Annotated in this window: 18 protein-coding genes; 1 reads left to right on the top strand and 17 read right to left on the bottom strand. The window is 40.1% G+C overall.

Features of this window, described 5'->3' with window-relative positions; genetic code table 11:
- Nucleotides 1–106: 106 nt before the first annotated feature.
- From MKY71_RS05980 to MKY71_RS05940, 9 genes are all read right to left on the bottom strand, one after another.
- Complete coding sequence (locus MKY71_RS05980; protein WP_340731881.1) at nucleotides 107–1,882, bottom strand: ATP-binding protein; 1,776 nt, start codon at nucleotides 1,880–1,882, stop codon at nucleotides 107–109.
- Nucleotides 1,875–2,591 carry a response regulator transcription factor gene (locus tag MKY71_RS05975; protein WP_339175801.1) on the bottom strand — a complete coding sequence of 239 codons (717 nt, stop codon included), beginning with the start codon at nucleotides 2,589–2,591 and terminating at the stop codon, nucleotides 1,875–1,877. The genes MKY71_RS05980 and MKY71_RS05975 overlap by 8 nt, the downstream gene beginning before the upstream one ends.
- Nucleotides 2,592–2,771: 180 nt before the next feature.
- Nucleotides 2,772–3,956, bottom strand: a complete 1,185-nt coding sequence (ccsB, locus tag MKY71_RS05970; RefSeq protein WP_340731880.1) for a c-type cytochrome biogenesis protein CcsB — start codon at nucleotides 3,954–3,956, stop codon at nucleotides 2,772–2,774.
- Nucleotides 3,953–5,611 carry a cytochrome c biogenesis protein ResB gene (locus tag MKY71_RS05965; RefSeq protein ID WP_340731879.1) on the bottom strand — a complete coding sequence of 553 codons (1,659 nt, stop codon included), beginning with the start codon at nucleotides 5,609–5,611 and terminating at the stop codon, nucleotides 3,953–3,955. The genes ccsB and MKY71_RS05965 overlap by 4 nt, the downstream gene beginning before the upstream one ends.
- 12 nt (nucleotides 5,612–5,623) lie before the next feature.
- Complete coding sequence (gene resA, locus MKY71_RS05960; protein ID WP_339175797.1) at nucleotides 5,624–6,157, bottom strand: thiol-disulfide oxidoreductase ResA; 534 nt, start codon at nucleotides 6,155–6,157, stop codon at nucleotides 5,624–5,626.
- A gap of 106 nt (nucleotides 6,158–6,263) precedes the next feature.
- Complete coding sequence (locus tag MKY71_RS05955) at nucleotides 6,264–7,007, bottom strand: pseudouridine synthase (RefSeq protein WP_339175795.1); 744 nt, start codon at nucleotides 7,005–7,007, stop codon at nucleotides 6,264–6,266.
- A 354-nt stretch (nucleotides 7,008–7,361) separates the two neighbouring features.
- Complete coding sequence (locus MKY71_RS05950; RefSeq protein ID WP_340731878.1) at nucleotides 7,362–8,339, bottom strand: D-alanyl-D-alanine carboxypeptidase family protein; 978 nt, start codon at nucleotides 8,337–8,339, stop codon at nucleotides 7,362–7,364.
- Between the two features lie 12 nt (nucleotides 8,340–8,351).
- Nucleotides 8,352–8,939, bottom strand: a complete 588-nt coding sequence (gene scpB / locus MKY71_RS05945; protein ID WP_340731877.1) for an SMC-Scp complex subunit ScpB — start codon at nucleotides 8,937–8,939, stop codon at nucleotides 8,352–8,354.
- Nucleotides 8,908–9,690, bottom strand: a complete 783-nt coding sequence (locus MKY71_RS05940) for a segregation/condensation protein A (RefSeq protein ID WP_339175792.1) — start codon at nucleotides 9,688–9,690, stop codon at nucleotides 8,908–8,910. The genes scpB and MKY71_RS05940 overlap by 32 nt, the downstream gene beginning before the upstream one ends.
- A gap of 148 nt (nucleotides 9,691–9,838) precedes the next feature.
- Between MKY71_RS05940 and MKY71_RS05935 the strand changes: the two genes are divergently transcribed.
- Nucleotides 9,839–10,339 carry a DUF309 domain-containing protein gene (locus MKY71_RS05935; RefSeq protein ID WP_340731876.1) on the top strand — a complete coding sequence of 167 codons (501 nt, stop codon included), beginning with the start codon at nucleotides 9,839–9,841 and terminating at the stop codon, nucleotides 10,337–10,339.
- A 1-nt stretch (nucleotide 10,340) separates the two neighbouring features.
- On the opposite strand, the gene MKY71_RS05930 is transcribed toward MKY71_RS05935, so the two are convergent.
- The 8 genes from MKY71_RS05930 to MKY71_RS05895 form a co-directional block, all read right to left on the bottom strand.
- On the bottom strand, nucleotides 10,341–10,700 hold the full coding sequence (locus MKY71_RS05930; RefSeq protein ID WP_339175788.1) for a GNAT family N-acetyltransferase: 360 nt from the start codon (nucleotides 10,698–10,700) through the stop codon (nucleotides 10,341–10,343).
- Nucleotides 10,701–10,894: 194 nt separating this feature from the next.
- On the bottom strand, nucleotides 10,895–12,214 hold the full coding sequence (gene lysA / locus MKY71_RS05925; protein WP_339175786.1) for a diaminopimelate decarboxylase: 1,320 nt from the start codon (nucleotides 12,212–12,214) through the stop codon (nucleotides 10,895–10,897).
- Between the two features lie 102 nt (nucleotides 12,215–12,316).
- Nucleotides 12,317–13,762, bottom strand: coding sequence for a spore germination protein (locus MKY71_RS05920; RefSeq protein ID WP_340731875.1), 1,446 nt, complete (start codon nucleotides 13,760–13,762; stop codon nucleotides 12,317–12,319).
- A gap of 61 nt (nucleotides 13,763–13,823) precedes the next feature.
- Nucleotides 13,824–14,591: a SigF/SigG family RNA polymerase sporulation sigma factor gene (locus MKY71_RS05915; RefSeq protein ID WP_339175783.1), complete on the bottom strand. Its 768-nt coding sequence runs from the start codon at nucleotides 14,589–14,591 to the stop codon at nucleotides 13,824–13,826.
- 12 nt (nucleotides 14,592–14,603) lie between these two features.
- Nucleotides 14,604–15,044, bottom strand: coding sequence for an anti-sigma F factor (gene spoIIAB, locus MKY71_RS05910; RefSeq protein ID WP_340731874.1), 441 nt, complete (start codon nucleotides 15,042–15,044; stop codon nucleotides 14,604–14,606).
- Complete coding sequence (spoIIAA, locus tag MKY71_RS05905; protein ID WP_008408083.1) at nucleotides 15,029–15,391, bottom strand: anti-sigma F factor antagonist; 363 nt, start codon at nucleotides 15,389–15,391, stop codon at nucleotides 15,029–15,031. The genes spoIIAB and spoIIAA overlap by 16 nt, the downstream gene beginning before the upstream one ends.
- A gap of 231 nt (nucleotides 15,392–15,622) precedes the next feature.
- On the bottom strand, nucleotides 15,623–17,395 hold the full coding sequence (locus MKY71_RS05900; RefSeq protein ID WP_340731873.1) for a SulP family inorganic anion transporter: 1,773 nt from the start codon (nucleotides 17,393–17,395) through the stop codon (nucleotides 15,623–15,625).
- A 151-nt stretch (nucleotides 17,396–17,546) separates the two neighbouring features.
- Nucleotides 17,547–18,851 carry a pyrimidine-nucleoside phosphorylase gene (locus MKY71_RS05895; RefSeq protein WP_339175778.1) on the bottom strand — a complete coding sequence of 435 codons (1,305 nt, stop codon included), beginning with the start codon at nucleotides 18,849–18,851 and terminating at the stop codon, nucleotides 17,547–17,549.
- Nucleotides 18,852–18,857: the final 6 nt, after the last annotated feature.

Here is an 18,857-nt window from a genome sequence, read left to right as displayed (position 1 = left end):
TCCGCTTCCAAACGATCTAGTCAGTTAAAAAGAAAAGTTTATCACTTTGAACAATTCAAAATGATAAACTTTTTAAGACTAACATAATTCCATTACCCTATTTTTATCAAGGTAATGGCAAGTAAAATGTAAAGGTTGTTCCTTGCTGTTCCACGCTATCAACCAATATTCTGCCGTTATGCGCTTCCACAATGTTTTTTGTAATGGCCAAACCTAAGCCTGTTCCGCCTTTTGAACGTGTACGTGCTTTATCCGCTTTATAAAATCGTTCGAATACATACGGTAAATCATCTTGCGGAATGCCCTGCCCCGTATCCTTGATTTGAATTTTAGCGTAGTTTTGCTCATTTTCTATCGAAACGGTTACGGATCCATCTGCAGGTGTATGGCGAATCGCATTGTCAATCAAGTTCGTTAACACTTGCTCGATACGGTCCTCATCAATCGAAATAAGCGTTTCGTCCGAAAAGTTCGTTTCAATATGCAGCTGCACATGTTTTTCTTTCGCTGTCTGGTCAAACTTATGAGTCATGCGTTCAATAACCGCCACTAATGGAACGTCTTCCTTATACAAGCTCATATGCCCAGATTCCATCCGCGCCAGGTCAAGTAAATCTGTTACGAGGCGACTCATACGCTGTGATTCATCGTATATGACCCTGATCATATCAGTCCGTTCTTCTTCTGTTGTCACAACTCCATCAATAATCGCTTCAGAATAGCCTTGAAGCATTGCAATTGGTGTCCGGAGCTCATGTGAAACATTGGCGATAAAATCTGATTTCAGCTTTTCCAATTTCGTTTCTTCTGTTTTATCACGAATAACAGCGACAGCACCACGAATGGAATCTCTGCTGTAAAGAGGACTGATCGTGATACTGTAATAAGATTTGCCCATTTCAAACTCTTCATCCAGCTGATCTTCGAAACTCAACACATGGTCAAGCATTTGATAAAGTTCATCCGGAATGGGCTTCGAGCTATCCAATCCATTTTCAACGAACCATTTTTGCAAGAGTCGCTCTGCAGGAGGATTGCTCACTAAAATTGTTTTATCACGGTTAAATGTAATAACAGAATCGGTCATCGATGTTAAAATGCTTGATAACTGTTCCTTTTCCTGATTGATTACTTCCAGATGATGCTTCAATTGACGGCCCATCTGATTGAACGCAACAGCAAGCTGGCCAATTTCATCATTTTGCTTTGTTTCAATTTTAGAATCGAAGCGGCCCTTTGCCAATTCAAATGCATGCTCTCTCATTTTACGCAATGGAAGCGTGATTTTAGAAGAAAGGAAAAATGCAAAAATTGTCGTCAATATAAACGCAATAGCCGCTGCTAAAACAACAATTTTTGTTGTTTCATTGCTCGTCTGGTGTAATGCATCTGGATTTTTATAAATAAAGACTGCCCCATGAAGATCCTCTACACTTTTCAGCGGGAAACCCAGCACAATATAGTCGGTACTGCTCTCTTCTTCCCGGTTTGAAGGCAGCGTCAGTTCCTTTACGATCGGCTCTGATGATGCATACACTTCTTCAAATGCTTCACTGCTAATGACTTTTTGCTGAATTTCTTCTTTATTGATGCCTTCTTGTCTTGCATACAATATTTCATCAGCATTTTTGGCGATAAGTACGTTTGTCGTTTCCGTCAATAGCTCCGAAATGATGGCAAACTGCTTATCATCGATTTCTTCCTCATCGATAATACTCGCTATAGCTGCGGCTGTTTGTCTTAAAGAAGCCTCGGACTGCTCGTTATGATAGTTTTCAAGAAACTCCAACATGAAAATTGTGAAAATAAACAGGACAAATGAAACGAGAAGCAAAATGGTTACCCATAGCTTCCCGACAATACTTGTTGCTATTCTAATCATTTACGACCTCGAACTTATAGCCGACTCCCCAAACCGTCACAATCATTTTTGCTGCATTTTCAGAAACACGGTTCAGCTTTTCACGCAGGCGTTTAACATGTGTATCCACTGTGCGCAGATCACCAAAGAAATCGTAATGCCAAACTTCTTTTAATAGTTGCTCACGGTCGAATACTTTATCGGGTGACTTCGCCAAAAAGTATAATAATTCGTATTCTTTCGGTGTTAAATTTACTTCCGTTCCATCTGCTGTTACACGATGCGCATCATGATCAATTGTTAAATGCGGGAACACAACTAAATCTTTAGAAGATGAAGCATTTGTAACAGGTGAAAATACTGCTGAACGTCGTAAAATTGCTTTTACACGCAATACGACTTCTCGCGGACTAAATGGTTTCACAATATAATCATCCGCACCAAGCTCAAATCCTTGTACACGGTTTGCTTCTTCACCTTTTGCCGTCAACAATATAATAGGCGTTGTTTTCTTTTCGCGCAGTTCAGCACAAACTTCCAAACCATCTTTTTCAGGCATCATTATATCCAACAAAATACAATGATAATCTTTTTCAAGTGCCATCGAAAGTGCTTGTTCTCCATTTTCCGCTTCTTCTACTGTATAGCCCTCACGCTCTAAATACATTTTTAACAAACGACGAATTCGATCCTCGTCATCCACAATCAATACAGAAATATTTTCAGACACAGGTGTTGCCCCTTTCAAAAACTCTATTTCTCTTCTCTATTGTACCTTTTTAGTGAACGATTGAAAAGAAAAGCCCAATCATTCTGATTGAACTTTTCTAACTTTATGACAGTTTATTAATTATTTTGCATAGAATTGGAAACTATCAAAATTGAAGTAAAAAGCTAATTTTTTGTCGCATTATGCATATGAATGTAATCCTGCGATTACGAGGTTAACCACGACTAAATTGAATAAAATAATAAGGAAACCAATTACCGTAAGCCAGGCACTCTTCCTACCTTCCCAGCCTTTTGACAGACGAAGGTGTAAAAATGCTGCATAAAACAGCCATGTAATAAGAGCCCATACTTCTTTCGGATCCCAGCCCCAAAATCGGCCCCATGCCTCCTGTGCCCAGATCATCGCAAAAATCAGCGCGCCTAATGTAAATACCGGAAATGCAATCAAGATCGAGCGGTAGGCAATTTCGTCCATCAGTGTCGAGTTGACCCGTTTAACTAATGGCTGAAACATTGTCGCTATCTTTCTTCTTGTAATCAGTCGAATAAGTAGATAAATGATAGTACCAAATAGTACAGACCAGAAAACAGTTGTTAGTTTCCGTGCATCGATCAATGCAGGCAGCTCAAATAGTGGTGTCATACGGTCTTCAGACAGTTCCACATATTCATTCATACCGAAAACAGCCGGCATCAAATACGTTGAAGTACTCACTTGATCCAATGTATCAACATATTCATACTTTGCTTCATAATCCATCGCATTGAATGTAACCGTTGCCACAACGAACCCTACAACCAATACACAGCAGAACATGACTGTTTCCAGCCAGAAACTTTCTTTTGAGCGTTCATTCATATTCACATTTCTCAGTAAGTAAATAAGTCCGGCTACCGCACTGATCCCAAAAATCGATTGACCTAATGCTGCAGTTGTAACATGGATTGTCAGCCAATGACTTTGCAGCGATGGTACTAAAGGACTTACCTCTGTCGGGAACATTGAGGCATAGGCAATGATCAATAACGCAATTGGCAATGCAACAACACCTAATGCCGCAACTTTATACGTAATGTAAATGACGATAAACGATAATACGATGAACATACCGAATGCCGTTGTAAATTCGAACATATTACTAACCGGTGCATGTCCTGTATACATCCAGCGTGTAATGAAATAACCTAACTGTGCAACAAACCCGATAATTGTAACAACAAGAGCAATTTTACCGTATTTATCTGCTCGTGCTGCTGCCGTATCATTTTTCACTTTAATTGCGCCTGCAAATAAAAATGTACCAACCAAGTAAGAAATGAATGCAGCGTACAGTAAATAACCGCTTAAATCGATTAAACTCATAAGGTTTTACCATCCTTTTCTGTTTCAACATGTTCATTGTTTTCTATTTCCTGTTGATCAACGTATTGCGGTAAATGAGCATGCTTCGTTAATGCATCTAAATCCTTTTTCATACTAAACCAGTTTTTATTCGTATGTGCTGCCAAGCGTATTGTTCCATCTGCCAGCTGTTCCACCCATATACGGCGATGGTTCCAATACGAACCGATTGCCACACCGATCATAAAGATGATGCCCCCAACGATTAAAATAGGGATTGTCCGATCATAACGGATCGTTAAACCCGACATATGGCGTGTTTCCACATTCGAAAACTTCATTTTATAAATATTGTCACCTTCAGGCTCCAGTGTTTGCTGGATTGCAACAAAGCTTGTCTCTCCTTCCGGTGTTTCAGGGGTAATCATTTTAAAAATAAATGCAGGATTATTCGGTGTCTGGGTCGCAGTTTGCGGTACCCCTTCTTTAAATCCTGAAAAGTCCGGATAAAATCCCATTAATTGAACTTGTGCACCATTATCAAGTGTATACACTTCCTGAGGGTTTGTTAGATCAATGCTGATTTGACCAAGCGATTGTTCTGTTTCCTTATTCGTTAAATCAAATACCATTGTTTTAATTTCATTCAACCGGAAATCCATCTGATAAAATGCATAGCCCTCATGCTTTAGCGGATGGTTTACCTGAATTCCGTATTGCTTTACTTCTTCCAGGTTTTCCGCCTGTCCCGGGACACTGTTTTCTTTTTGTTTGTACAATGTCACGTCCGTCTGGAAATTCTTCGCGACTACATTGACCCCTTGTTTGATTTGCTCGCCTTGGGGAACATTGTCGTAAGTTTCCAGAATAAATTTGTCATTCTTCAGGAAATACCCGTCCATACCCGGTACGGCACGTGTCTCGCCTTCGCGAAGCCACATCGATTCATCCACGTACATGCCTGGCACTAAATGCAGCATGACCCCGATTAGAAAAACGATCAATCCGACATGGTTAATGTATGCACCATAGCGGGAAAAACGCCCGCGTTCGGCTAAAATGGAACTATCTTCGCGACGCACATTATATTTTAAATTTTTTAAAGACTGTTCAACGAGCTGAAGCGTTTGCTCACGCGTTTCTGTTGGTTTTCCCTCACCAATAATTCGCTGACGCTTCATAAAGTTTGTATGTCGTTTAACCCGTTGATTTTTTAATGATTTATGTAATGGGATACCTCTGTCAATACTTGCAATAATAATGGACACGCCTAACATTAATACAAGTAATTGGAACCATAAGGACGAATAAAGATCCGATAAACCTAACGCGTAGTATATTTCACCGAACCATCCATAAACATCTGAATAGTACTTTTCCTTCTCCGCGTCTGTCGCTACGCTTATGTAGAACTCCTGAGGCAGTATTGTACCAATTGATGCTGCTATTAAATTGATAATAATGAGCGTAATTCCGACTTTTACACTCGAGAAAAAATTCCAAATCTTGTCGATAATTGACTTATTATAAGTTTTTGAACGTATGGCTGACCCTTCGTACCGCATATCTGCAATTTTTTTGCTTTTTTCCTCTGCGGATAATGGAGAACCGCATTTTTGGCAGAGCGTTGTACCTTCAGGATTTTCATGCCCGCATTCACAAAGTAGTTTATTCATTGCGTAAAACTCCTATTCCGGCTTTATTGACTCCATATATTGCACAATTTCTCCTTCGGTCATTTCTCCAGTAATAATACGGTCTATTGTACCGTCGGGTTCAATGAAAATTGATGTAGGCAGGGGTCCAATATTATAGGCAGTGAAAACACTCTTCGTTTTATCGATTGCAACCGGGAACGTCATCCCCATATTTGCCACATATTTTTTGACTTCAAATTCAGACTGGGCAAAGTTAACGGCAATAATCTGAACATCCTGGTGTTTAAATTCCGCATACTGACGAGTCATAGCAGGGAATTCACGTTCACATGGCTCACACCATGTACCCCAGAAATTCAGGACAACACCCTTTCCCTCGTAATCTTTCAATCTATGCTTTTCTCCATGCAAATCCACTACTTCAAAATCAGGCGCCTGTGCCCCGGCTTGTACAATATTAATTTTATCTTTCGTTACGGCAGCGTAAACTGTATAGCCGATTGCGATTGCTAAAATGGTTAAAATGATGCCTCGAGTCACAGAACGTTGTTTCTTTTTTTCCAAATAAAAAACCCCCTTCCACTTCAGCAACTACTGTTGCCTATTATAGCAAATTATTACAAAATTTAAATTCTTTTCTTTAAGAATGATTGATGAATCTCTTAAACTGTTAATTGTTATAATCAATTTTTCCTGTTTCAGCTAATACACGTAATAGTTTTACTTCATGTTTTGTCAGCTGACGGTATTCGCCCGGGCTAAGTCCTGTTAAATCTAAAAATGCAAAGCGCTCGCGCTTTAATTTCACAACAGGTGTACCGATTGCTTCAAACATACGGCGGACTTGGCGGTTTCGCCCTTCATGAATGGTAATCTCACAAATAGCTTTCCCAGCTTTCTCATCAAAACTTGTCATACTTACTTTTGCCGGAGCCGTTTTTCCGTCTTCCAGCTTAATGCCGCTTTGTAGTTTCATTAAACCTTGTTTAGTCGGAATTCCTTTTACACGCGCAATATATGTTTTGTCGATTTTGAATTTCGGATGTGTCATCAAGTTCGAAAACTCACCGTCATTTGTTAATAGCAATAAACCAGTCGTATCATAATCTAAACGCCCTACCGGGAAAATACGCTGATGTACATGCTTTTTAAAAATATCCGTTACTGTTTTCCGACCTTTATCATCCGTAACTGCCGAAATATAGGCACGTGGTTTATATAATAGGAAATAGACTTTATCTTCTTTTTCCAGTTTTACGCCTTCTACTTCAATCGTATCCGAGTTGGATACTTTTGTACCAAGCTCTTTCACTACGACTCCGTTTACCTTTACTTTACCTTCTACGATTAATTGCTCTGCTTTACGTCGTGATGCAACGCCTGCATAGGCAATCACTTTTTGTAATCTTTCCATAAGTTCACCTCATTGATTGATAAACTGCGAAGACGCATACTTCATCAGCATTCGCCTTTGCACTTTTCGTTTACTGCTCTGTTAATTTTAAATATTATTGCTGTAATCCACAAATACGAGCGAAAATAAATCCTTAACGATTAAAAATTATGTCATACTTTTAGCACTTAATCAATTGCGCCTTGCATAATTGCGTCCGGATACGGCTTTGAGGTCCACAGGATGTAGGTCAGTCAGCTGTTGTCGCATGAAGCGATGTTTTTAAGCTGACTACCTTGTTTGGAACTCCTTTTCGAATCCATGACATCCTGGCACTTAACTTCAATCCAGTAGTGAAAGATATTCACTTTTAGATTATTTTACTGTTACAAGCTTTGAGGATACGAGCGCTTCATCTGCATATAAAAGCCAAACCCCTCGATCCGAGCCTTTTAGTCGTGAAACTTTAACAATATGTTCAAAGTTCGGTCGTTCTTTCTTATGAAGCAGCATTTGGAACGGTTCATCCAATTCGATGGCCAGTCCGTTCGCATTGTATTTACCTTTTTTCACAATCGTTTGCTTTTCAAAATTGTTGTCGATGAAATCCGCCAAGTTCCGGTGGATATTCCAGTCATTTCCTTCATTAATAGTAACGACAACAAATGATTTTTGTTCCCGCTCAAAGTATGTTGCCAATGTTCGACCTGCAACTTTTGTATAGCCTGTTTTCCCAGCGATGGCTCCTATCTTCTCATGCATCAGTCGGTGCTTATTTCTCCACTGTCTGCCATCCGAAAAGTTTTGTGTAGAAGCAATTTTTCTGAACTGGGGATTCATCATTGCAATTTGCAGCATTTTCGCCGTGTCATAGGCAGAGGACAGATGGGCTTCATTGTGCAGCCCTGTAGGATTTGTAAAGGTTGTTTCATTCAACTGATAAAGCTCGGCCTTCTCATTCATAAGCTGAACAAAGCCTTCTAAAGATCCGCCAACATGTTCCGCAAGCGCAGTAGCAGCATCATTTCCCGATTGCATCATTAAACCATGAAGCAAGTAATCAATCGTATACGTCTCGTTTTCCATTAAATAAATGGATGAACCTTCCACAAGCGAGGCTTCCTTTGAAACGACAACTTCATCGGTAAGCTCACTGTTTTCCAAAACGACCAGGGCCGTCCAGATTTTTGTCAGGCTGGCGATCGGCAGGCGTGCATGTTCATTCACACCCATTAACGTCCGTCCATTTTCCGCATCAATCACAACATAGCTATTGTACGACGCTGCCTGGATTTGTGACGCACCACTCAAAAACACGAACAATACAACAATAGAAACAAACCACTTTTTCAACAGGCCACTCCTTTAATTTTGGTTAAATGTTTCCTGGAACTTCGTTAAAAATAAATCTGTCGGCTGATCATCTTCCTGATCCACTTCTTCCGGTAACGGCGGCAATTCTTTAATATTTTTTAAGCCAAAATAATTCAGGAACTCTTTAGTCGTCCCATATAAGATTGCCCGTCCTGTTCCTTCCGCCCTGCCAACTTCCTGTACAAGTGCCCTTGAAACGAGTGTCGCAATCGGGCGTTCGCTTTTCACCCCTCGCAGATCTTCCACTTCCGCGCGCGTGATCGGCTGCTTATACGCTATAATTGCCAGAACCTCTAATGAAGCTGTGGTTAATACTTGATTTGTCGGGTTTTCGATTAATTTTTTCAGTGTGTCGGTCACTTCCGGTTTTGTCGTTAACTGATATGTACCGGCAATCTGTTTTAATGTAATCCCCCGCATTTCCTCCTCATTGTAATGAGACAGCAGTTCGCTTAATCCCGCTTCAATATCCATTGGTTCTACTTCTATATATTGTGCAAGTTGTTTAACGGTCATACCTTCATCACCTGCTACGAATAATAGTGCCTCAATTCGGCTCAGTAAGTTGTTCGAATTCATCGCCAATTTCCTCCTTTGTCAATAATACGGATAAATCATCGAAGTTATTTTGCTGTTCGACAAAAATCACTTGGCGCTTCATCAATTCCAGTAATGTTAAAAACGTCAATACAAGCATTGGCTTATCCTCTGCTTCAAATAATTGCGAGAACATCACTCTTCCGCCTGCATTTTTTAAAATGTTTACAACGGAACGCATTTGTTCCTTCACTGAAATTTCCTGTCTTGCAATGCGCGTTGACAATGGTTTTTTCAATTGTTTACGACGCATTAGTTTTTGAAATGCACTTAACATGTCGTAAACATTTACATTTTGATCAAAAAGCGCCAATTGTTCTTCCGGCATAAATTCCGATAAATCTGCCGGCGCTTTCGTGAATACTTGCCCACGTTCTGTTTCCAATTCCTGAAGCTGGACAGCCGCTTCTTTATACTTTTTATATTCGATTAACCGTGCAACAAGCTCTTCCCGGGGATCGACCTCATCGATTTCGAGCTCTTCAGCATCGATTTCATTTTCATTAATCGGAATGAGCATACGGCTTTTAATCGCCAGTAATGTTGCGGCCATGACTAAATATTCGCTTGCTTCATTCAATTCCAATGTTTGCATCGCATGGATATGATCAATATACTGTTCTGTTAATTCCGCCATTGGAATATCATATATATCAATTTCCAAACGATGAATTAAATGCAATAATAAATCTAGCGGCCCGCTAAAGGCGTCTAGTTTCACTTCGTAAGACATAAAATACCACCTATCGTTAATCGGAAATTATCATTAGCATCTAATTCACGCTATGATTAATTTTACGTTTTGCTAGATACTTTATTCGTCATAATCCAACAAAATATAGCAGAACCTATCTAATTAGTATAGAGGAAAGGGGACAACAATGCATCCTTTGTTTCATCCACTATTTATCGATTATTGCGCTTATTTTAACGGCAATAATGACTATTTTGAATGCCATGAAGTTTTAGAAGAATATTGGAAGGAAATCGCACCGAAAGAAAAGCTGCATCCTTTAGTAGGCTATGTCCAGCTTGCGACAGGTATGTACCATTGGCGGCGGGGAAACGTTACTGGCGCTGCACGCATTCTGGAAAAAGCGATTGTTAATTTTGAGCTGAACTACGAAAGTGAATTTTTCGAATATATTGATGTGAGACAAATGCTAATTCTGATGAAAAACAAGCTTCGGAAAATACAGGAAAACGAACCATTTTCACAATTTCCGCTTCCTATTACAGACCGGCAGCTGCAAGAACTGGCACAAGAAAGAATAAAGTCGGTTCCTCCAATGGAATCACACTTTATTTTCAATAAACATATGCTGCGGGACCGGTCAGAAATACTGGAAGCAAGAGAATTAAAAAAAAGAAGTCGACAGTAAATTAGTCGACTTCTTTTAATATAGGTATACATTTTTGGACAAATGCATTTGTAACTTCATTCGCTTGAATATGTTCATATCCCATATTCTGCAGCTCCTGTAACATTTCTAATGCGACACCTTCACCGCGATACGACGGGATGACTGTAATATGCTGAACGACTACAGCATCATCTTCTTCTGCAATCCCGATCGCCCCAACATATTCTTCCCCGTTTTTCCATAGGAAAAGTGTCCAATTTTCTTTTTGCTCATATTGTTGAATGGTTTCCATTAAGCGTTTAATGTCTTTTTCTTGTGGCATTAACGAAATTAATCCCATTGCAATTTTTTCAAGTGTTTTTTTATATCGAACTAACATTTTACATTCCCTCAATTCTACCATTGCACATCCTATCAAAAGATCGACCGAAATGCAATAACACAATTTTCCAACGTTCAGTTTGAAAATTTGTAAATTAGCGGACTAATAATGTAAATGAACAAGAGCGACCAAATCACAATTCCAATTAATAGACCGAAACCCCATTTAGCTTGCTTTGATAATTTCAACGATTATTCACCCTTTGTCAATGTTAATGGCAGATCATTTACCACTAAATCTTCATAGCTTTCTCGTTTTATCGCTAATTGGTGCTCTCCATTTTCAACGAATACTACTGCCGGTCTTGGAACACGGTTATAGTTTGATGCCATTGAATAACCGTATGCCCCTGTACAGAACATCGCTAAAATATCACCGGTATGTGCATTTTGTAATGACGCATCAATAATTAACTTATCTCCTGATTCACATAGCTTACCTGCAACAGTGTATGTATTTGTTTTTGGATCATTTGCTTTATTGGCAATAATCGCTTCATATTTCGCGTCATAAAGTGCCGGACGTATATTATCGCTCATCCCGCCATCGACCGCAATATATTCACGTACATTTGGTACAGTTTTCTGAGAACCGATCGTGTACAGTGATGTACCTGCATCCCCAACTAAAGAACGGCCTGGCTCAATCCAAATTTCAGGCATCGCTAAATTAAGCTTTTTACTTTCATCCTGTACTGTGCGAATCATATCCGCAACATACTCATGAGGCTCCAAAGGTTTATCCTCTTCTGTATAACGGATTCCGAAGCCACCGCCCAGATTCAGTACTTGTGCAACAAAACCGTGCTGTTCTTTCCATGCACCCATTTTTTGCATTACTTTACCCGCTGCCAAACTAAAGCCTTCTGTTTCAAAAATTTGAGAGCCGATGTGGCAATGTAAACCTAATAGTTCGATATGTTCATCATTTACTACTTGTTTAAATGCCTCATCAGCTTGTCCATTATTTAAGTCAAAGCCGAATTTGGAATCCGCTTGACCTGTTGTAATAAAATCATGTGTATGTGCTTCAACACCTGGTGTCACACGTAATAAAATTTTCATTTGCTTATTTTTCTGCTGTGCGATTTCTTTAATTAACGAAATCTCGTAAAAGTTATCGACTACAATACAACCGATTCCTGTTTCAAACGCCAATTCAAGTTCGGCAACCGATTTATTATTGCCATGGAAATGAATGCGGTCTGCCGGGAATCCAGCTTTAATCGCTGTAAAAAGCTCTCCGCCTGACACAACATCCAGCGACAGGTTTTCCTGCGCAGCTAACTGATATGCCGCAACACAGGCGAATGCTTTGGATGCATAGGCAACTTGCGCTTTTACACCTAATTGTTCAAAAGTATCGATAAAGCCGCGTGAACGTTTACGAATTAACGCAGTATCATAAACGAATAACGGTGTCCCGTATTGGTTTGCCAATTCAATTGTATCTACCCCGCCGATTGTTAAATGACCGAGTTCATTAATTTGCTGTGTTCCATATAAATGCATCGTATTCTCCCCTGACTTAGCTAATCCTCGTTAATATTCTCAAAAATCACAAAATATTATATGAGAACTTTAACATAGGTGTCAAAGTGATGCAATTCATGATTATACACGTTTTCTCTTTTTTGCGTTCACGATAAATGGTCTTGGCGAATCTTCCGACATTGGTGTTCGAATCACAACACGAGCGAACGCCTTCGGGAAAAACGGCACAAGCGGCCATAAATACGGCACATTCATCGGTTTTAATGAACATAGATAAGTGAAAATCAGGAACGCTCCAATAAAGAATCCGTTAACTCCAAATAGCGCTGTTGCACCTAATAGAACCAAACGGAATACTTTCACCGAAATACTCAATTCGTAGTTTGGAATCGCAAATGTAAAAATTGCGGTAATCGCAGTATAGAGGACAATCTCACTTGAAAATAGTCCAACATCGATCGCAATTTGCCCGATGATGATACCGGCGATCAATCCCATTGCGGTCGATAATGGTGTCGGTGTATGAATTGCCGCAATCCGCAAATATTCAATCCCGATATCCGCAATCAATATTTGCAGGAATATGGGGATTTCACCTTTCTCATTTATCCCGATAAATGCTAACTTATCGGGGAGCAATTCCGGATGTGTTACGAGTAAATACCAGAAAGGAAGTAAAAGAAAGCTTAAAGTAACCGCTCCAAAACGAAGGAACCGCATCATTGTCCCGACCAGCGGCGCCTGCCGATATTCTTCCGCATGCTGCAGCAAATGGAACATGGTGACAGGGACAAGCATGACAGAAGGCGATGTATCGACCATTATCGCAATATGCCCCTCTAAAATATGGGCAGCTACAATATCAGGCCGCTCCGTATAACGGACAAACGGCAACGGATGATATTTTTGCTTAAACAGCCATTCCTCCAACGATTTGTCACTCATCGTTAATCCATCATGATCAATTTGCTGAAGCCGTTCTCGGATCCATTCTAAATGACGTTCGTTTACCAGATCATCCAAATACGAAAGTACGATATCTGTCTGGCCATAGGTCGTTACGTGGTGCATATGGAATCGCAGCTTTTCACTTCGAATCCTGCGACGAACCAACGCAGTATTCAAAATAATATTTTCGGCAAAGCCATCTCTCGAGCCACGGATAACTTTTTCATTATCCGGTTCTTCCGGATTACGTCCCGGGTAATTACGGAACTCCGTCAAATAGCAGTAACCGCTTTTTGTAATAAACCCTACTCGCCCACTTAATACTCCAATCAAAAATTCATCTATCGATTTCGGTAGATCGACCCCGAAGAAGTTGAAGTGGGCGTGAAAGTAATCCTCTTCATCCAGTATTTCTTCTTCCTCATTGTCCCTCTGTAAATCGGACAATATTTCCGTTAAACTGTCTCCATTGATGAGACCACTAACATATACCGTTAAAGTCGGTAAGTTTTTTATTGTAATTTCTTTAATACATAAATCAAAGTTTTTCTCTGGTTCAAACTTTGAATTTAAGAAGCCTTCTGCAATTTTCAGTGATGTAAAAAGCTGATTTGTCATTTTTTCACCGCTTATTCATATTTAGTCTAAAAACACCATGGAGTAATTGCGGTCACTTAACCTATCTGCTTAATGTAGACTGATCCATCCATGATTTCAATTGGGCTAGTATTTTCTTTTCCAATCGTGATACTTGTACTTGTGAAATACCGAGTCGGTCGGCAATTTCCGTTTGGGTTAAGTCCAGATAATAGCGGAAATATATGATCGATTGTTCCCGTTTCCCAAGTCTTTTCAACATGTCTTTCAATGGAACATAGTCAAATGCAAGCTCAGATTTATCATCGCGCATCTGATCCATTAATGTAATGGAATCTCCATCATTTTCAAAAAGCTGATCATGCAAACTTGCCGGATCACGCATCGCGTCCGTTGCGAGTAAAATATCTTCTTGTGAAACTTGGAGTATTTCAGCAAGCTGTGCAACAGACGGTGGTTTTTCATTCGTTTTCAAATAATCATCAGTCGCATGACGAATTTTGTAATTCAATTCCCGGATAGAACGACTTACCTTTACCATACCGTCATCTCTTAAAAAACGTTGAATCTCCCCAATAATCATCGGCACTGCATATGTGGAAAATTTTACATCATAGGACAAGTCGAATTTATCAACCGATTTCATTAAGCCAATACAGCCAATTTGAAACAAATCTTCCAGTTCAACACCCCTTGATGCAAAGCGTTGAACGATAGACCAAACAAGTCTAGTATTTCCTTCAATCATCGTTTTTCTCGCAACTTGATCGCCTTGTTGTGATTTTGCGATTAGTTCACGCATATAAGCTTGCGTTAATAACGTTTCAGATGACTGCTCGATGTTCCCCATCCCCTTATTTCGTTATGTCACGAGTGTCCCTATTGGCAAAATTTGTTTTGTGAATGTTACGACTGTGCCTTTTCCTAGTACGGATTCCACTTGCAGGAAATCCGAAAAACTTTCCATGATTGTAAAGCCCATTCCGGAACGTTCAAGCTCCGGTTTCGTTGTGTATAATGGCTCACGTGCCTGTTCAATATCTTCAATTCCACAACCTTCATCTTTAATCGTCACACTTACTTCCGAGCCGTAACGAACCGCATAAACCGTAATAATGCCATGCGGATTATCGGCATAACCATGGATAATGGCATTCGATACAGCTTCCGATACGATTGTTTTACATTCCGATAGCTCTTCAATTGTCGGATCGAGTTGCGCCATAAAGCTTGTAACGGCAATACGTGCCAACCCTTCATTTTCACTGCGCGCCAAAAAAGTTAGCGTCATTTCGTTATCCATTGACAATCCCCCTCGCTGTGTGAAATAACTTGCTGTTCAGATGCAAATTGTATGAGATTCCCTAAACCGGAATACTGGAATATTTTCTGCATCGTTTTTGATGGATTTAACAAAATTGTTTGTCCATCGACAGCTCGGAGTTCTCGCATTCTGCCAAGCACTAACCCAATTCCGGAACTGTCCATAAAATGCAAATGCTCTAAATTCCAAACGAGTAGTTTTACATTTCCTTGTAAAATAGCTTTCGATATATGTGTTCTCACTTTTTCTGTCTCATGATGATCCAGTTCGCCAAATAGTTGGACAATCAATACATCATTTGGATACATCGTTAAATTAAAGTTCACCTACATCGCCTCCTTCTTGCATGCAAATTCGGCAAGTTCAGAAATAATCCTATCTGGCTGACAAAACTAGTGTTCATTCGTTAAAAGTAGTGCTCCTGCGACAACTAAAATCAGTATAGGTAGCTGGGTCTATTTTTAATCATTGCTAAAATTAAAAAAGAGACTGAACAGAAAGTATTACCTTTCCATTCAGTCTCTTATTCTTTGTTCTTTTTCTATAATTTATACATGTTATATTGTTGCTTCGGATAATTTATTTTGTCCCTGCACTTCCTGCTCTGATAGTGGTATGCCATTAGACAGCAATCGGCATTCTTTAAACGCATAGTGGGTGCAGCCGACACATTTACTTAACTCGATATACTGGCATGCCGCTGAAATCGCGTCACTTGTCGTATTATAAAAGTGCTCCCCCTCCATCAAATCATACAACCCGCTTCGTCTAAGCATCTGTTCCAATCCAGGCTGAACATTCGTTACAAAAACTTTTCCGCCATATGCCTTAATAGTTTGAAGGATATTGCGGAAATATTCTTCCCCTGTCGAATCGATATACGGCACTTTCCGCATGCGCAGGATGAATACTTTCGGTCGTTCCTGTATCGTATTCAGCAAAGTCTGTTCAAACTTTTCGGCAGCGCCAAAAAATAGAGGACCTTCGATCGTATAAATACTGATTTGTGGACAATCATGAAAATCCGATACAATTTGGGACTGCAACTTACCGTTCCCTTTTTCCAAATTCGGCAGTACTTTGGAAACAGTCAGGCTATCGCTCATACTTTTTGCAAATAGGATTACCGCTAAAATGAGTCCGACCATCACGGCAACCGTTAAGCTCATAAATACGGTCAATAAAAATGTAATGCATAGAACAAGCGAATCCCCGGATTTCAATTTGAGTATGTGCAGAAAATGATGGCGTTCGCTCATATTCCATGCGACCATCATGAGTACAGGAGCTAAACTTGCAAGTGGGATATGTACCGCGAATGGTGCGAGTAATAAGAGTGTGAATAAAACGAAGAACCCATGGATTACCCCTGATAGTGGTGAAACAGCACCGGATTTAATATTTGTAGCCGTTCGTGCAATCGCCCCTGTTGCAGGTATTCCTCCAAAAAACGGTGTCACAATATTGGCGACCCCTTGCCCGATCAGTTCCCGGTTACTGTTATGTTTGCTGTTTGTCATACCATCTGCTACAACTGCCGATAACAATGATTCAATCCCGCCTAGCATTGCAATGACAAATGCCGGTCCGATTAGCATGAAAACACGCTCTAATGTAATTTCAGGAATATGGAATTCCGGCATTGTATTCGGTATTGCACCATATGTGGAGCCGATAGTTGCAACATGGCCCTGTAAAAAAAGTACCGTCACAACGGAAGAAACTATAATTCCGATCAGCGCACCCGGCACTTTCGGTAAAACTTTCGGTGCGATTAGGATTAACGCGAAACTAATCACGGCAACGAGTAGACTATAAAAATTAACGGTTCCGATATTGGAAGCAATTTCAAGAACATTCATATGAAACTTCTCATGCTGCTCCATATTGGTTAACCCTAAAAAATTTCCGATTTGTCCGGTAAAAATAATAACGGCAATCCCTGCGGTAAAGCCGACAGTTACCGGCCTCGGGATAAATTTGATTAGTGATCCCAGCCTGAAAATCCCCATCAGCAACAGCATAATTCCCGCCATTAATCCTGCAATGAGCAAGTTTTCATACCCGTATACAAGCACAACCCCAAGTAAAATCGGAACAAATGCACCTGTCGGACCGCCGATTTGGAACTTCGAACCTCCCAGTAAGGAGATTAATATTCCTGCAATAATCGCTGTGTAAATCCCGTATTCCGGTTTGACACCGGAAGCAATGGCAAAACTCATCGCTAACGGTACAGCAATAATCCCGACAATCGTCCCAGATAACAAATCCTTTTTGAAATGGGCAAACGAATAACCTTCAAACCTTCCAGACCACTTAACTTTCATAGTATCCCTTCTTCTTATAAATATTCATAAAACAGAATTTTTATTACTTAAAGCAGCAATATACTTCTAATTTTATCATATTTGTAAAATATTTAAAGCACAAAAAAATCTTCCGCAATCCATTCGGACAGCGAAAGATTCTTATTTTTTGTTATTGTGTAATAATTGCTTCGATTAATTTTGGTGCTTCGACTTTTTCTGCAGAAATGTATACATGTGCATAAATTTTTTCCAATACTGCGTCGACATTTTCTGTATTGGCATGGATTGTCATAAGCGATTCGCCTTTTTCGACTTGATCGCCCACCTTTTTATGAAGGACAAGCCCAACCGCTAAATCAATTTCAGATTCCTTTGTTGCACGGCCAGCGCCAAGAAGCATTGCAGCCGTTCCAATATCATCCGCTTCGATTTTTGAAACATAGCCAGCTTCTTTTGCCGGTACATCGAATTTGAATTTTGCCTGAGGTAAACGGGATGGATCGTCCACTACTGAAGCATCTCCGCCTTGTGCGGCGATGAATTTTTTCAGTACTTCCAATGCTGCACCGTTAGCTACAACTTCCTCCAGCATTTTTCGAGCTTCTTCGATCGTTTCTGCTTTTCCGCCAACAACAACCATTTGAGAACCTAATGTATAGCAAAGTTCATTTAAGTCAGCTGGCCCTTTACCTTTTAATGTATCGATCGCTTCCTGGACTTCAAGAGCGTTCCCGATTGCATAGCCTAAAGGCTGACTCATATCCGAAATGATCGCCATTGTTTTGCGGCCGACATTATTACCGATTTTCACCATAGCTTCAGCCAGTTTAACTGAATCTTCAACGGTTTTCATAAATGCGCCGTCACCTGTTTTAACATCAAGAACAATTGCATCTGCACCTGCAGCGATTTTCTTCGACATAATTGAACCGGCAATCAGCGGAATGCTTGAAACCGTTCCCGTAACATCACGCAGCGCATACAGCTTTTTATCCGCCGGTGTTAAGTTACCTGATTGACCGATAACCGCCATACCGATTTCATTAACTTGTTTTGAAAACTCTTCACTTGTTAATTCAACATGGAATCCTTCAATCGCTTCAAGCTTGTCGATCGTACCGCCTGTATGACCTAAACCACGGCCACTCATTTTTGCTACCGGAACACCGACAGCAGCTACCATTGCAGCTAATGGCAATGTCGTTGTATCGCCAACTCCGCCAGTTGAGTGCTTGTCTACTTTAATACCGGCAATTGCAGATAGATCAATCTGATCACCTGACTCAACCATTGCCATTGTTAAATCCGCGCGTTCGCGATCTGTCATATCCTGAAAGTAAATAGCCATACATAATGCACTTGCCTGATAATCAGGAATCGTACCATCTGTATATCCTTCTACAAAGAAACGAATTTCAGCTGTTGTCAATTCTTCGCCGTTACGTTTTTTTTCAATAATGTCTACCATTCTCATATGGAA

This window comes from Solibacillus sp. FSL W7-1324 (assembly GCF_038008025.1).
Lineage (GTDB): Bacteria > Bacillota > Bacilli > Bacillales_A > Planococcaceae > Solibacillus.
This window is presented reverse-complemented; position numbering and strand designations above follow the sequence as displayed.

Coding starts and splice junctions, on each gene's coding strand:
- MKY71_RS05980 (WP_340731881.1), bottom strand. CDS start 1,882: ATGATTAGAATAGCAACAAGTATTGTCGGGAAGCTATGGGTAACCATT.
- MKY71_RS05940 (WP_339175792.1), bottom strand. CDS start 9,690: ATGTCTTACGAAGTGAAACTAGACGCCTTTAGCGGGCCGCTAGATTTA.
- spoIIAB (WP_340731874.1), bottom strand. CDS start 15,044: ATGGATAACGAAATGACGCTAACTTTTTTGGCGCGCAGTGAAAATGAA.
- MKY71_RS05920 (WP_340731875.1), bottom strand. CDS start 13,762: ATGACAAATCAGCTTTTTACATCACTGAAAATTGCAGAAGGCTTCTTA.
- MKY71_RS05900 (WP_340731873.1), bottom strand. CDS start 17,395: ATGAAAGTTAAGTGGTCTGGAAGGTTTGAAGGTTATTCGTTTGCCCAT.
- scpB (WP_340731877.1), bottom strand. CDS start 8,939: ATGAATTCGAACAACTTACTGAGCCGAATTGAGGCACTATTATTCGTA.
- MKY71_RS05935 (WP_340731876.1), top strand. CDS start 9,839: ATGCATCCTTTGTTTCATCCACTATTTATCGATTATTGCGCTTATTTT.
- lysA (WP_339175786.1), bottom strand. CDS start 12,214: ATGCATTTATATGGAACACAGCAAATTAATGAACTCGGTCATTTAACA.
- ccsB (WP_340731880.1), bottom strand. CDS start 3,956: ATGAGTTTAATCGATTTAAGCGGTTATTTACTGTACGCTGCATTCATT.
- MKY71_RS05930 (WP_339175788.1), bottom strand. CDS start 10,700: ATGTTAGTTCGATATAAAAAAACACTTGAAAAAATTGCAATGGGATTA.
- MKY71_RS05965 (WP_340731879.1), bottom strand. CDS start 5,611: ATGAATAAACTACTTTGTGAATGCGGGCATGAAAATCCTGAAGGTACA.
- MKY71_RS05915 (WP_339175783.1), bottom strand. CDS start 14,591: ATGGGGAACATCGAGCAGTCATCTGAAACGTTATTAACGCAAGCTTAT.
- MKY71_RS05895 (WP_339175778.1), bottom strand. CDS start 18,851: ATGAGAATGGTAGACATTATTGAAAAAAAACGTAACGGCGAAGAATTG.
- MKY71_RS05955 (WP_339175795.1), bottom strand. CDS start 7,007: ATGGAAAGATTACAAAAAGTGATTGCCTATGCAGGCGTTGCATCACGA.